Annotated in this window: 12 protein-coding genes; 6 read left to right on the forward strand and 6 right to left on the reverse strand. The window is 53.7% G+C overall.

Going from position 1 to position 14,495, the window contains the following annotated elements; all coding sequences use genetic code 11:
* Positions 1-6: 6 nt before the first annotated feature.
* On the reverse strand, positions 7-1,932 hold the full coding sequence (locus C1N58_RS10730; protein ID WP_172912324.1) for an ABC transporter ATP-binding protein: 1,926 nt from the start codon (positions 1,930-1,932) through the stop codon (positions 7-9).
* A 5-nt stretch (positions 1,933-1,937) separates the two neighbouring features.
* A complete protein-coding gene (gene rlmKL, locus C1N58_RS10735) occupies positions 1,938-4,052 on the reverse strand; it encodes a bifunctional 23S rRNA (guanine(2069)-N(7))-methyltransferase RlmK/23S rRNA (guanine(2445)-N(2))-methyltransferase RlmL (protein ID WP_110267711.1) in 2,115 nt (704 codons plus the stop codon).
* Positions 4,053-4,160: 108 nt separating this feature from the next.
* Between rlmKL and C1N58_RS10740 the strand changes: the two genes are divergently transcribed.
* A complete protein-coding gene (locus C1N58_RS10740) occupies positions 4,161-5,270 on the forward strand; it encodes a YcbX family protein (protein ID WP_054634217.1) in 1,110 nt (369 codons plus the stop codon).
* 1 nt (position 5,271) lies between these two features.
* Here the strand turns inward: C1N58_RS10740 and C1N58_RS10745 are convergent, their stop codons facing one another.
* The 4 genes from C1N58_RS10745 to C1N58_RS10760 form a co-directional block, all read right to left on the reverse strand.
* Positions 5,272-5,814 carry a cell division protein ZapC gene (locus C1N58_RS10745; RefSeq protein ID WP_054634218.1) on the reverse strand — a complete coding sequence of 181 codons (543 nt, stop codon included), beginning with the start codon at positions 5,812-5,814 and terminating at the stop codon, positions 5,272-5,274.
* Between the two features lie 142 nt (positions 5,815-5,956).
* Complete coding sequence (pyrD, locus tag C1N58_RS10750; RefSeq protein WP_006118653.1) at positions 5,957-6,967, reverse strand: quinone-dependent dihydroorotate dehydrogenase; 1,011 nt, start codon at positions 6,965-6,967, stop codon at positions 5,957-5,959.
* 134 nt (positions 6,968-7,101) lie between these two features.
* Positions 7,102-8,403 carry a flippase gene (locus tag C1N58_RS10755; protein WP_283787334.1) on the reverse strand — a complete coding sequence of 434 codons (1,302 nt, stop codon included), beginning with the start codon at positions 8,401-8,403 and terminating at the stop codon, positions 7,102-7,104.
* 83 nt (positions 8,404-8,486) lie between these two features.
* Positions 8,487-9,467, reverse strand: coding sequence for a glycosyltransferase family 2 protein (locus C1N58_RS10760; RefSeq protein WP_110267713.1), 981 nt, complete (start codon positions 9,465-9,467; stop codon positions 8,487-8,489).
* A gap of 756 nt (positions 9,468-10,223) precedes the next feature.
* Between C1N58_RS10760 and ssuE the strand changes: the two genes are divergently transcribed.
* From ssuE to ssuB, 5 genes are read left to right on the forward strand one after another with little or no spacing between them, the layout of a single operon-like run.
* Positions 10,224-10,775 (forward strand): NADPH-dependent FMN reductase, encoded by a 552-nt coding sequence (ssuE, locus tag C1N58_RS10765; protein WP_039341268.1) that lies wholly within the window; start codon positions 10,224-10,226, stop codon positions 10,773-10,775.
* A gap of 9 nt (positions 10,776-10,784) precedes the next feature.
* The gene (locus C1N58_RS10770) at positions 10,785-11,738 is read left to right on the forward strand and encodes a sulfonate ABC transporter substrate-binding protein (RefSeq protein WP_394564169.1); all 954 of its coding nucleotides are present in this window, start codon (positions 10,785-10,787) and stop codon (positions 11,736-11,738) included.
* Positions 11,739-11,748: 10 nt separating this feature from the next.
* Positions 11,749-12,897, forward strand: coding sequence for an FMNH2-dependent alkanesulfonate monooxygenase (gene ssuD, locus C1N58_RS10775; protein WP_394549718.1), 1,149 nt, complete (start codon positions 11,749-11,751; stop codon positions 12,895-12,897).
* Between the two features lie 10 nt (positions 12,898-12,907).
* Positions 12,908-13,699, forward strand: a complete 792-nt coding sequence (gene ssuC / locus C1N58_RS10780) for an aliphatic sulfonate ABC transporter permease SsuC (RefSeq protein ID WP_033737624.1) — start codon at positions 12,908-12,910, stop codon at positions 13,697-13,699.
* Positions 13,696-14,484, forward strand: a complete 789-nt coding sequence (ssuB, locus tag C1N58_RS10785) for an aliphatic sulfonates ABC transporter ATP-binding protein (protein WP_164483106.1) — start codon at positions 13,696-13,698, stop codon at positions 14,482-14,484. The genes ssuC and ssuB overlap by 4 nt, the downstream gene beginning before the upstream one ends.
* The last annotated feature ends 11 nt before the right edge of the window (positions 14,485-14,495 follow it).

The following is a 14,495-nucleotide window of genomic DNA, read 5'->3' on the forward strand; positions in this document are numbered from 1 at the left end:
TTATCGCTAGCCGCCGTTTTTCATTGATTCCAGTTCTTCCCAACGCGCAAACGCGGTTTCCAGCTGCGCTTCTACCTGAGCCAGTTCATCCAGCACCGGCTGCGTTTTATCGTGCGGCTGGCTGAAGAAATCCGGGTGGCTCATGCTTGCCTGCAGTTCGCCGATACGCGCCTCTAACTGTTCCAGTTTTTGCGGTAACTGCTCCAGCTCACGCGTCAGGTTATAGCTTAGTTTGTTCGCGCTGCGTTTGGCAGATTCATTTTTCGGTTCAGCAGACTGAGCGGCACGATTTGCCTCTTTCGCTTTCGCGGTCACCTGCGTTTTTTGCTGCTTATAGGCCGCACGCTGCTGTTGGGCATCGTGATAACCCCCGACGAAGGTGCCAATCTCACCATTGCCTTCAAAGATCCAGCACTCCGTCACGGTGTTATCCACAAACTGACGATCGTGGCTGACCAGCAGCACGGTGCCCTGATAGCCGTCGATAAGCTCTTCCAACAGTTCCAGTGTTTCCACATCAAGGTCGTTGGTCGGTTCATCGAGAATCATCAGGTTACTTGGGCGCAGAAACAAACGCGCCAGCAGCAGGCGGTTACGTTCTCCACCGGACAGCGCTCTGACAGGTGTCATCGCCCGCTTGGGATGGAACAGGAAGTCCTGCAGATAACCCAGCACATGGCGGGGCTTACCGTTCACCAGCACTTCCTGCTTCCCTTCGGCGAGGTTATCCATCACCGTTTTGTCGGGATCGAGTTCTGCACGATGCTGATCGAAATAGGCCACTTCAAGCTTGGTGCCTGAATGCACGCGGCCATGGTCGGCCTTAAGCTGTTGCAGCATCAGGCGCAGTAAGGTGGTTTTGCCACAGCCATTTGGGCCAATCAGGGCAATCTTGTCGCCGCGCTGAACCTGCGCCGAGAAATCGTTGACCAGTTGCTTGCCGTCTACCGCGTAATCGACATTCTCCAGCTCAAAGACAATTTTGCCGGAACGGGACGCTTCGCCGACCTGCATATTGGCTTTACCCATCACCTCACGGCGCTCTGAGCGCTCGCGACGCAGGGCTTTTAACGCGCGGACGCGGCCTTCATTACGGGTACGGCGCGCCTTAATCCCCTGACGGATCCATACTTCTTCCTGTGCCAGCTTGCGATCAAACTCGGCGTTTTGCATTTCTTCAACGCGCAAGGCTTCTTCTTTGCCTTCCAGATAGGCGTCGTAGTTACCCGGCCACGAAACCAGTTTGCCACGATCCAGATCCACGATACGGGTGGCCATATTGCGAATAAACGAACGGTCATGAGAGATAAACACGATGCTGCCGCTGAAACTTTTCAGGAAGGTTTCCAGCCAGTCAATCGTTTCAATATCCAGGTGGTTCGTTGGCTCATCCAGCATCAGTACGCGTGGATTACTGACCAGCGCGCGTCCGAGCGCGGCTTTACGTAACCAGCCGCCCGATAACGACGACAACTCCGTATCCGGCGACAGGCCAATCTGCTGCAACACGTCATTGATGCGACTTTCCAGTTGCCACAGATTGTGGTGATCCAGAATGCCCTGCAAGCGTGCCATCTCATTGAGGTTCTTGTCGCTCGGATCCTCCATGACCTGATGGGAAATCGCGTGGTAGGCTTTCAGATGCTCCGCCTGTTCCTGCACGCCTTCTGCCACAAAGTCGTAAACCGAGCCGGTAATATTTCGCGGCGGATCCTGTTGCAGACGTGCGACAACCAGATCGGTCTCATAAATGATGCGACCATCATCCAGCGGTTGCTCGCCGTTGATGATTTTCATCAATGTGGATTTACCCGCACCGTTACGACCAACCAGACACACGCGCTCATTCTCTTCGATGTGCAGCTCGGTGTTATCTAACAGCGGCGCATCGCTGAAGGAGAGATAAGCGCCGTGGATACTAATTAATGACATGTAGCTTATTCCTTACCGGCATGTGTAATCAGCCAGCAGTTGTGAATTTGGCGATTACGCGCAAAATCCTGTGACAGGGTTTTCTGTGTGATGTCCTGCGCCTGAAGGCCTAATGCCTTAAGGCCGTCCAGATCCATTTTGAAACCACGTTTGTTATTCGAGAACATGATGGTGCCGCCTTTGCGCAGCAGACGCTTCAGATTGCGCATCAGCATCATATGGTCGCGCTGCACATCGAAACTCTCTTCCATACGTTTAGAGTTTGAGAACGTAGGCGGATCGATAAAGATCAGATCGAAATTTTCATCAGTTTCATTCAGCCAGCTCAGGCAGTCCGCATGCAATAAGCGATGCTGACGGCCTGTCAGGCCATTCAGCCGCAGGTTCCGTTCCGCCCATTCCAGATAGGTGCGCGACATATCCACTGTGGTCGTAGAACGCGCGCCGCCCAGCCCCGCATGGACGCTGGCGGTGCCGGTGTAGGCAAACAAATTCAGGAAATCTTTGCCTTGGCTCATCTGGCCCAGCATTTTGCGCGCGATACGGTGATCGAGGAACAACCCGGTGTCCAGGTAATCGGTCAGATTCACCAGGAAGCGGGCATTGAATTCCTGCACCTCGAAATAATCGCCCTTCTCGCTCAGTTTCTGATACTGCGCTTTGCCCTTTTGGCGTTCGCGGGTTTTCAGGATGAGGCGGCTGGACGGCAGCTCCAGCACGCTGAGCGTCGCGCTGATAACATCGAACAGGCGCTGACGGGCTTTATTTGCGTCGATAGTTTTCGGTGGCGCATATTCCTGTACCACTACCCAGTCCGCATAGCGATCCACCGCCACGTTGTAGTCAGGCAGATCGGCATCATAAATGCGATAGCACTCAATCCCTTCCTGGCGCGCCCATTTATCGAGCTTCTTCAGGTTTTTACGCAAGCGGTTAGCGTAATCTTCGGCAATCTGGTTGGCGCGCTCACCACTGGCGGCAGATAACTGATAATTCTTCTGTACGCAGTCCAGTGGTCCGTTTTTCGCCTTGAACTGTCGATCGGCGCGCAGTTGCAGGCAACTGAGCAGCTCGGGTGAGGCGCTGAACAGCGATAAGTTCCAGCCCGCAAAATGCTGCTTCATCAGCCGCCCCAACTGACTGTGCAGGGCAATAAGCGCAGGCTCGCTTTCCAGACGCTCACCGTACGGTGGGTTACTCAGTACCGTGCCCGTTACGCCGTTCTCAAGCGGATTGTTCAGCTTCAGCAGGTCCTGTTGCCCAAAGGTGAACAACTCGAAAACGCCTGCGCGGCGGGCGTTGGCTTTCGCCCATTCCAGCACCCGGCCATTATTATCGAAACCATAAAAACGTGCCTGACAGACCGCCGTGCCCGCACGGGCCCGCGCCTGCGCATCGCGTTTAACGTCCAGCCACAGGCTTTCGTTAAAGCCGGCCCAGGCCGTAAAGCCCCACTGGCTCCGGAGTAAACCTGGCGCACGATCACAGGCCATCAGTGCCGCTTCAATCAGCAGCGTACCGGAACCACACATCGGGTCGATGAGCGGCGTAGTCGTTTGCCAGCCTGAACGCATCACAATGGCTGCGGCCAGGTTCTCTTTCAACGGCGCCTGACCGGTTTGCTGGCGATAACCACGCTGATGTAACGCGCTGCCGCTGAGGTCCAGTGCAATGCTGGCGCGATCGTCGTCGAGCCAGACGTTAATGCGGATATCCGCCTGTTCACGATCCACATCCGGTCGTGGCAGATTGCGGCGGGTAAAGCTGTCAACAATCGCGTCTTTGACACGCAACGCGCCAAACTGACTGTTACGGATCGCCTCGTTAGTTCCGTTAAAATGCACCACAAAGGTTTTATCGCTGCCAAAGGTAGCAGGCCAGTCAATGCCCTGCACACCAAGATAAAGATCGAGATCGCTGTACACGCCCACCTCCGTCAGCGGAAGCAGAATGCGCGACGCCAGACGGCTCCACATCAGGCTTTGATACATGACGCGATCGTCAGCTTTGAAGTGAACGCCTCCCTGTACCACTTGCAGGTCCTGCGCGCCCAGCGCGTCCAGCTCATTTTTTAACAGCTCTTCGAGCCCACGCGCCGTGCTGGCAAACAGAGAATTCATATCGTCACTTTTTACTCTTGAGAAAATTGTTGCGCATTATAGCGAATCGCAGACCTATGTCATAAAGTTAGCTTCTTTTGTCTTGCGCGCCTGCTTCAGGAGACTGTCATGATTACGCTTTCCCGCTTGTTTATTCATCCTGTTAAATCAATGCGGGGGTTGCAGGTTTCCCATGCCTGGGCTGCCAACAGCGGATTGACCTTCGATCGCATTTTTATGGTGACCGAACCCGATGGCACTTTTATTACTGCGCGCCAGTTCCCGGAAATGGTGCAGTTTACGCCCGCCGTCACCCCTGAGGGATTATTTTTACAGGCGCCCGACGGCAGTCAGTCGCTGATTCGCTTCGCCGATTTTACGCAAACGGAAGCGCCAACAGAGGTATGGGGAAACACCTTTACCGCCCGTATCGCGCCCGAGGCGATCAACCAGTGGCTGAGTGCCTTTTTCCCAAGACCGGTCCAACTGCGCTGGACTGGACCACAGCCGTCACGCCGCGTGAAGCGCTTCACCGAGGTGCCGCTGGGGTTTGCCGATGGCTATCCTTTTCTGTTAGTGAATAATGCCTCTCTGCGGGATCTGCAACAGCGCTGTCCGGCCAGCGTGCGCGTTGAGCAATTTCGTCCTAACCTGGTGGTCAGCGGTGCGCCTGCCTGGGATGAAGACAACTGGGCGGAGATTACGGTAGGTCAGGTACATTTTGCCGTCCCTAAGCCCTGCAGTCGTTGCGTGTTTACTACGGTTAGCGTTGAAAATGGCCAGAAACATCCTGACGGACAACCTCTCGCCACACTTCAGGGCTTTCGCACCGCACAGGACGGCAGTGGTGACATTGATTTTGGCCTGAACCTTATTGCGCTAAACAGTGGGATTATTCGTGTCGGTGATGACGTCAAGGTCGTCAAACGCCAGCCGCCACGCGCCTATGGTGCGGGAGAGGTTGTGGAAACCCTCAAGCCGCAGCAGCAATCCCCCAATGCGGTGACGATTTCGTATCAGGGCCAGACATTCAGCGGCGATAACCAGCAAATTTTGCTTGAGCAGCTCGAAGCCCAGGGGTTCCGCATTCCCTACTCGTGTCGGGCAGGTTTGTGTGGCAGTTGCAAAATCACCCTGGTGGCGGGAAAAGTGAAGCCCCTAAAACAGAGTGCCATCCGTGAGGATGGCACAATATTGAGTTGCAGTTGTATTCCTGCCGGGGATATTGATGTGAAGTAAGTTACACCGCGCGTGCATAACGCGTGGTTTTTTCCTGCTGATGCGGTTGAAGACGGTCGTTCATCACTTTAATCGCATCCCCTAACACCATTCCTTTGCCCGCCAGCGTTAACGCGGGCTGCGCCAGCAGGCAGAGCGCGGCGTTATCGCCATTTTCAACCACCAGCAAACGTGCCTGCTCGCCATTCTCGGCCAGCGTAACCTCAACCATCTCGCCGACCGCAGGTTGCATTGGCTGGCGATGTGCGGAGAAATGCCAGCTTTTGGGCATCAGGGGTTTTAGAAAGCGGGCGGCCACCAGCGCATTTAACACCAGTTCGGCGCGCTGATTACTGCTTAACGAGCTCTGGCGGCACTTCTCTTCAAAGGTGAAATAGAGCGCGGCGTCATCAACACAAAATCCGGATTCCGTGAAAGCATCCGGTGTCAGCATTTTGCGTGCATAGCGGGAACGAAAAAGCATACCGTCAGCCAGATCGAGCATCATCCGGTCGTGCTCGGCGTCATAATACCAACGCCAGTTGTCATCGGGTTTAATTTTCATCGTGTGCCCTGTATTTACCGCTGTGCTAAAGGCAAAATATCTGTCGAAGAATAATGAATGCTGAAAAATCGTGCAACAGGACAAAATATAAACGAGCCGGAGAGAGAAATAAACCCCCCGGCGCATTAATAGAGCGATTCTCTTAGATGTGGGTCACGATATCTTTAATTAAGCCCGGACCTTTATAAATAAAACCAGAATAAATTTGAACGAGCGTGGCGCCGGCAGCGATTTTTTCTCGTGCCGCGGTCAGCGAATCAATTCCGCCCACGCCAATAATGGGCAAACGCCCCTGCAGCTCTTGTGACAGACGCTGAATGACGGCGGTGCTGCGCGACTGAACCGGACGTCCACTTAATCCCCCGGCTTCCTCGCTATATTTCAGTCCATTCACCAGGGTACGATCCAGTGTGGTATTTGTGGCAATGACGCCATCAATTTGGTGGCGAACTAAACTGTCAGCCACCTGGATCAACTCGTCTTCAGAAAGATCCGGCGCGATCTTTACAGCGACAGGCACATATTTGAGATGCCGCTTTTCCAGTTCTTTTTGTTTTGATTTGATGGAACTGAGCAGATCGTCAAGCGCCTCACCATATTGCAGAGAACGTAAACCTGGCGTATTCGGTGACGAAATATTGATGGCAATATAACCGGCATGGGCATAAATTTTCTCCATGCACAGCAGATAATCGTCTTTGCCCTGCTCCACTGGCGTATCTTTATTTTTGCCAATATTGATGCCCAGCACGCCCTTGAATCGGGATTTTTTGACATTTTCCACCAGATTATCCACGCCGAGATTATTGAATCCCATGCGGTTAATAATCCCTTCGGCTTCAACTAAGCGAAACATGCGCGGCTTATCGTTACCTGGCTGAGCCCGTGGCGTGACCGTTCCCACTTCAACAAAACCAAATCCCATTGCGCCAAACGCATCAATGCACTCGGCATTTTTATCCAGCCCGGCCGCAAGGCCCAGCGCATTATCAAACGTCAGCCCCATACAGGTCACGGGGCGCGAGGGTAAACGCTGGCGGATAAGGGCTTCCAGCGGCGTGCCGCTCATAAAGCGTAACTGCTGAAAGGTGAGATGGTGCGCGCGCTCAGGATCGAGCCTGAATAACGCCGGTCGGACGATTGAGTAAAACATGCACTCTCCTGGAAGACGGAAGCGACGGTGGAAATCAGTGCACAGGAAATTGTGCGCCAGAATGGTAAGGTGCTCTGGCGCAAAAGTAAATCGTGGGGCGTTAAGCGAGGAAACTGTTTGACGCAGATTTGATCTTACACAACGGAATCGTTTGCCGTGCGCGAATTCATCCTGTCCGGAAACGCATAGTCACGCCAGATATTGTGGCGAACCATAATGCCAAAAATACCGATACAGACCAGCACTTCCGCCAGCACCATTGACCATGCTGCGCCGATCGCGCCAAAATTCCACGCCAGCAAACAGCAAACAGGTACGTTGACGACGCCCGCGACCATCATCACCATCATGCGCTGACGCGCCAGCCCGTGCGGAATCAGAATCTGCAGTCCGGCGGGATAGGCGATATTGCCGAACAGGAAGCACAGCACAAAGACGCGGAGAACATCGGCTGACGGCAGGAAGTCTTTGCCTAACAGCAATGACACCACCTGATCGGCAAACAGCCAGGTAAAGATCACAATAGACAGACTGAGGCCAAAAGACAGCATCAGGCTTTTACGTGTGGCAGCAACCGCAGCCGCTTTATCGCGACCAAACAGATGGCTCACGCGTGGGAAAAACGCACTGCCAATCTGCTCCGGTACAGAATTCGCGGCTTTGCGCAGCCTGTCCGCACCGTTGTAGATCCCCACCATGTAGTGGGAGGTAAAGCTGGCGAGAATCACGACGTTTACGCTGTTAAACAGGTTAGCACCGGCAATGGCGATAAACACATCTGCACTGTCGGTAACGCGCTGTTTGATCTCTTTCGGTTCGAAGCGATACGCGCCAATCACCTTCATTTCCAGCACAAACTTCAGCGTAATAATGGCGTTAATAATGGATACCGCGCCCGGTATCAGCGCCGCCAGCCAGGTATCGTCCGGTGTTTTCACCAGCAAAAACGTCAGCGGGATAGCACAAAAGTTGCCAAAGGTGGCGATCATCGCCGTTTTACCCAGCTTCTCGAAACCCTGCATCAGCCAGCCGAAGGAAAACAGTGAGCCGACTAATGTGGTGCAGTTAGCCAGAATAATAAAAAACAATGAATGCCAGGACGGATTAAACCAGGTCGCCGTGAGCAATGTGCCACTGGTCAGCAGCAGCAGCAGCAGTTTGGCATTGAATGTTGACCAGAAGAGTTGCGTCACGCGCGCCTTATCATCACGGTGGTGGGCAATGTCTTTTGTCGTAAAAACATTGAACCCCCAGTCAGAAATCGTACTGCAGTAAAGTACGCAGGCGATGGCCAACGCCAGAATCCCCATATGATCGACGCCCAGCACGCGCGCCAGGTAGGGTAAGGTCGCCAGCGGAAACAGGAAAGAAGCTCCCCGGTACGCCAGCAAAGATAAGATATTGACTACTAAACTTTTATCGAGCACTTTTGCCATGTCGCAACAACCTTATACACATTGCATGCCTCACCTTCTCATTTCGCTCAGGTGCAAACAATATCACTTGCCATTTTTCGGAATTACGGAACGCGTTTGAGTTCTTTTTTCACTTTATGGCTTTGCAATAAAATGAAGGTTTCCGGACTGTTGAACAGCAGCCACTCTTTCAGACTACTGGCTTTAACTCTGCGCCCGAAATAACGAATCGCATTAAGCACATAGTCAGGAACGGGCGTCTGGTTGTAGAGCGACAAATAAATCATCAACCGGAAGGAATGAAACAGGTAGGCTTTTTCTAAATCCTTTTTCAATTCACTTTTATGCAGTGAACGGCACAATGTGTTGAAGGTTGTAATAAATGCATTGTAGCGTTGAATAAAAAAGGTCGGGTTTTTGCTACTGTTGGTCAGTGAGCCGCCACGGATGCGCTGTTTGTAATAGGTTTGACGGCTTACCCAGACCTGATTGCATTTCATAAACACCGATAACGTAAAATTATGGTCTTCATGAACACGATCGATAAAACGTAACTGATGCTGCTGGATGACGCTTTTTTTCACGACATAATTCCAGGCGGCGGAAGTATACGAACCGTTTTGTAACAATCCCAACAGGACATCCTGCGGGCGCTGAATGCCAAACAGGCCGTGCCTGACTTTCGGCCACGTGATTTCCGGTTTGTCTTCACGGTAAGCACTGGAATTAAAACAAAACAAATCCGTATCCGGATAATGCTCAATGACCTGAGCCAGTTCGCTGACAAGGCCGTCCACCACCACATCATCAGGATCGCAGAAAAAAACAAACTGTCCTTTAGCGGCCTCTACGCCTTTGTCACGCGCATTGCCTGCTCCTCCATTCGGAATCGTGATCACCTTGACCTGAGGCAGGTGCGCATAATGCTGTTCAATTAACGCCACTGTCCCGTCAGTCGAACTGTCGTTAACAATGATAATTTCATTCGGCGCGCGAATTTGACTTACCAGGGAGTCAACGCATTCAACAATATATTTCTCAACGTTGTACGTTGGAATAATGACCGATAACAGGATGTCAGACATACATGATTTCTCTGCTGTTAGAAAATGAAAAATAAAATCCACCAGCCTGAGACAGGCACTGACTAAGGGCGAATAGTTATATTTAAAATAACAGGCGCTTACATTGAGCAGCGTTATTTTAATGCCTGATGCCGCAAAATGCCTGCCTCAATATCGTGCGGAGGCAGCACAGGCAAAAACCATCGTAAGAAAAACTAAAGTTTAATCACTTACCTTTCGTCACTTTGTTGAGAAATCATTTAATAAATACATCAGTCCCCTTTTCACTTTCGCCCTGCCGCCTGTAACCAGTTGTGAAATTCCATTAAAATTTTTATAAATGCTGGCCCTGTTTATCTGACACTTTTGTGGAACCCGTCTTAAACCCAGGTTTATCACATCACAAAACCCCGTTGAAAAATCGAATCTTTTTCGCTTTGTCCATTTTGATAACCCACAGTCAGAGAAGACCATTCTTTTCTTTCATGGATTTATTTCAATCTTGCGATATTCAAGTAACCAAATGTACGAAATCCATCTGCGACAGAGAATTCATTCATCCGGATTAATGTATCCCGTTGCGTACCAGGCCGTTTTTAAGATTTGTCGTAGCGGTTTTCTCCTGGATTCCAGATGCCACGCCTTATCTTCCTTTTGCGGTTTTCACCTTTAGATTGTCAGAAAAATCATTTAAGCCCTGCCGTGGCCTCTGCCAGGATGAAAGCCTGAGTTCTCAACAACAGATAATCAATAACTTTCAGTTATAAGGAGTAGTGAATGCGAGTGCTTACTCTGGCAGGCAGTCCACGGTTTCCTTCACGGTCCACCTCGTTACTGGCGCTGTGCCAGCACAAACTGGAAGCGCGCGGCGTGGAAGTTATTCCGTGGAATATTCATAACTTTCAGCCGGAAGACCTTATTAACGCCCGCTTTGATTCTCCGGCGATTCTGGCGCTGAGCGAGGACTTGTCTGCCGCCGATGGTCTGGTGATCGCTACGCCCGTTTACAAGGCGTCTTTCTCGGGTGCGCTGAAAACGGTGCTGGACCTGTTGCCCGAACGCGCACTGGCCCACAAAGTCGTGCTGCCGCTTGCCAGTGGGGGCAGCGCAGGCCACATGCTGGCGCTGGATTACGCGCTCAAGCCCGTTTTAAACGCGCTGAAAGCGGAAGAAGTGCTTCATGGGGTTTATGCCGAAGATAAACAGATCACGCATTACGATCGTCAGCCAGAACTGGATCCCCTTCTGGCCACCCGCCTGGATGAGGCGGTGGATTCTTTCTCACTGGCATTGTCACGCCGTCATCAACCGGTTGCCTGGGCAGTATAAGGATTAAGCATGAAACGGATAGTAAGCGCGTGGTTACTGGCAGGGATGTTGATAACGGGAACTCAGGTTTATGCTGCTGAGCCAGCCCCCGAACAGGTGCGTATCGGCTACCAGAAAGGATCGGTCAGTATGGTGCTGGCAAAAGCTCACCGGTTACTGGAAACGCGTTTCCCTCAGACCAAAATACAGTGGGTTGAATTTCCAGCCGGGCCGCAAATGCTGGAAGCCCTGAACGTTAACAGTATTGATATTGCCAGTACCGGCGATATTCCACCCATTTTTGCCCAGGCGGCGGGGGCAGATTTACTCTATTTCGGCTCGGAGCCGCCTAAGCCCAAAGCCGAGGTGATTCTGGTCAGCCAGGACAGCCCGCTGAAATCGGTGGCCGACCTGAAGGGCAAAAAAGTGGCCTTTCAGAAAGGCTCCAGCTCGCACAACCTGTTACTGCGCGCACTGGAGGAGGCCGGCCTGTCAATCAAAGATATACAGCCGGTTTATCTTACGCCTGCCGATGCCCGCGCGGCCTTTCAGCAGGGTAACGTTGATGCCTGGGCGATATGGGATCCCTATTATTCCGCAGTGCTGCTTCAGGGGCACGTTCGCGTTTTAAAAGACGGTACCACACTCAATCAGACCGGTCCGTTCTACCTTGCGACGCGCGCATTCGCCCAGAACCATAATGACTTTGTCTTAGCAACGCTCAAAACCTTTAGCGATGCGGAAGCGCTGACGCGCAGCGAACGTGACCAGAGCATTCATCTGCTTGCCACCTCCATTGGCCTGCCTGAGGCGGTCATTGCCAGTAATCTGGATCATCGTCCCCCTAGCCCGGTCAGTCCGGTCAGCGCGCACACTGTTGCGTTACAACAGAAAACCGCCGATCTGTTTTATGCCAATCACCTGATTCCCGTGAAAGTATCAATTGCCGATCGCATCTGGCATCCCCGTAGCGTGACGCAATAAGGAGAGAAAAATGAGTGTTTCCGTATTCTGGTTCCTGCCCACCCATGGTGACGGTCACTACCTTGGCACGGCCGAAGGTGCGCGCCCGGTCGATCATGCGTATCTGCAGCAGGTCGCGCAGGCAGCCGATCGCCTGGGTTTTGGTGGCGTGCTGATCCCGACCGGCCGCTCGTGTGAAGATGCCTGGCTGGTGGCCGCCTCATTAATTCCGGTCACTCAGCGCCTGCGTTTTCTGGTTGCCCTGCGCCCTGGCGTGATTTCACCGACTCAGGCCGCCCGCCAGGCCGCGACGCTCGATCGCCTGTCTAACGGACGTGCACTGTTTAATCTGGTAACGGGCGGCGATCCCGAAGAGCTGGCAGGTGATGGCGTTTTCCTCGACCATCGTGAACGCTATGCCGAATCGGCCGAGTTCACCCGCGTCTGGCGCCGGGTGCTGGAAGGTGAAACAGTGGACTACGAGGGCAAGCATGTGCATGTGCGCGGGGCGCGCCTGATGTTTAAGCCGGTGCAGCAGCCTCGTCCACCGCTGTGGTTTGGCGGGTCATCAGAGCCCGCTCAGGATCTGGCCGCTGAACAGGTTGATGTGTACCTCACCTGGGGCGAGCCACCTGAACTGGTAAAAGAAAAAATTGAACAGGTGCGCGCTAAAGCCGCTGCTCAGGGCCGCCAGGTTCGTTTTGGTATCCGCCTGCATGTCATCGTCCGTGAAACCAATGAAGAAGCCTGGCAGGCTGCCGACAAACTGATTGCTAACGTCGATGACGCCACTATTGCCAGAGCGCAAAGCGCCTTCCAGCGTACCGATTCCGTTGGGCAGCAACGCATGGCCGCCCTGCACGGAGGTCGCCGTGACAAACTGGAGATTAGCCCCAATCTCTGGGCTGGCGTTGGGCTGGTTCGCAGCGGTGCCGGTACCGCGCTGGTGGGCGATGCCCCAACCGTAGCGGCGCGAATGAAAGAGTACGAAGCGCTGGGCATTGAAACCTTTATTCTTTCCGGCTATCCGCACCTGGAAGAAGCCTATCGCGTGGGCGAGCTGCTGTTTCCCCATCTGGATCTGAAGATACCTGAAGTGCCTCTACCTCGGGTCGTTCAGGCGCACGGTGAAGCAGTTGCGAACGATTTTACCCCCGAGAAAAAAGCCGCACGGGCCTGAGGAGATCGCCATGATCCGATTACGTCAATCCTTCTCAGCGGCGCTTGTGCCCTGGCTGTTACCGGTATTACTGGTCGTGGTCTGGCAGATTGCGTCGCAGACCGGCTGGCTCTCCAGCCGTATCCTGCCGGCACCGGAGAAGATCGTCACCACCTTCTGGCAACTGGCCGCCAGCGGCGAGCTGTGGCGGAATCTGGCTATCAGCAGCTGGCGCGCGCTGCTGGGCTTTAGCATCGGCGGTTCGATCGGGTTAGTGCTGGGATTGATTACCGGCACCTCACGTCTGGGCGAGCGCCTGCTGGATACCTCGGTACAAATGTTACGTAACGTGCCTCATCTGGCGCTTATCCCGCTGGTCATCCTGTGGTTTGGTATCGATGAAACCGCCAAAATTTTTCTGGTGGCGCTGGGCACACTGTTCCCGATTTATCTGAATACGTATCACGGCATTCGCAACGTGGATCGGGGGCTGGTTGAAATGGCACGCAGCTATGGCTTATCGGGCTGGAGCCTGTTTGTGCAGGTGATATTGCCGGGTGCGTTACCGAGCATCATGGTCGGCGTGCGTTTTGGTCTGGGATTAATGTGGCTCACGCTGATTGTGGCTGAAACCATTTCCGCTAACGCCGGGATTGGCTACCTGGCCATGAATGCCCGTGAATTTCTGCAAACCGATGTGGTGATGGTCGCCATTATTCTTTATGCCCTGCTGGGGAAACTGGCCGATGTCAGTGCGCTACTGCTGGAACGTGTCTGGTTACGCTGGCATCCGGCTTATCAACATAAGGAGGAAGCAGCATGATTAACTCCGCTATCCCGGCGCGTCTGACGGCCGGTACGCCGGTTGGTGTAAAGGGCGTCAGCAAAAAATATGGCGAGCGTACGATTCTTAATAACCTCGACCTGCACATACCGTCTGGACAATTTGTGGCCGTCGTGGGCCGCAGCGGCTGCGGCAAAAGTACCCTGCTGCGTTTGCTGGCCGGGCTGGAAAACAGCACTGAGGGTCAGCTACTGGCCGGCACTGCGCCATTGCACACGGCGCGCGACGAAACCCGTCTGATGTTCCAGGATGCGCGACTGCTGCCCTGGAAAAAAGTGATTGATAACGTGGCACTTGGTCTGCGGGGCAATGCCTGGCGGGAAGCCGCACACGAGGCGCTGGCGGCCGTTGGGCTGGCCGATCGCGCCAGTGACTGGCCTGCCGCCCTGTCTGGCGGTCAGAAACAGCGCGTGGCACTGGCTCGCGCCCTGATTCATCGCCCCGGTCTGCTCCTTCTGGATGAGCCACTCGGCGCGCTCGATGCGTTAACCCGAATTGAGATGCAGGAGCTGATTGAATCACTGTGGCAGCAACACAATTTTACGGTGTTGTTGGTCACCCATGATGTCAGTGAAGCGGTTGCAATGGCGGATCGGGTTCTGCTGATTGAGGAAGGTCGGATTGGGCTGGATTTGCAGGTTGATTTGCCACGTCCCCGGCGGCGGGGTTCCGCCCGTCTGGCCGAGCTGGAAGCGGAGGTGCTGGATCGGGTGATGCGTCGCAGTGCGGCAGATAAACCGCCGCGCTATGCGCAACAGCGCTGATGAAACGGCGG

The organism is Pantoea sp. SGAir0180, from assembly GCF_043546245.1.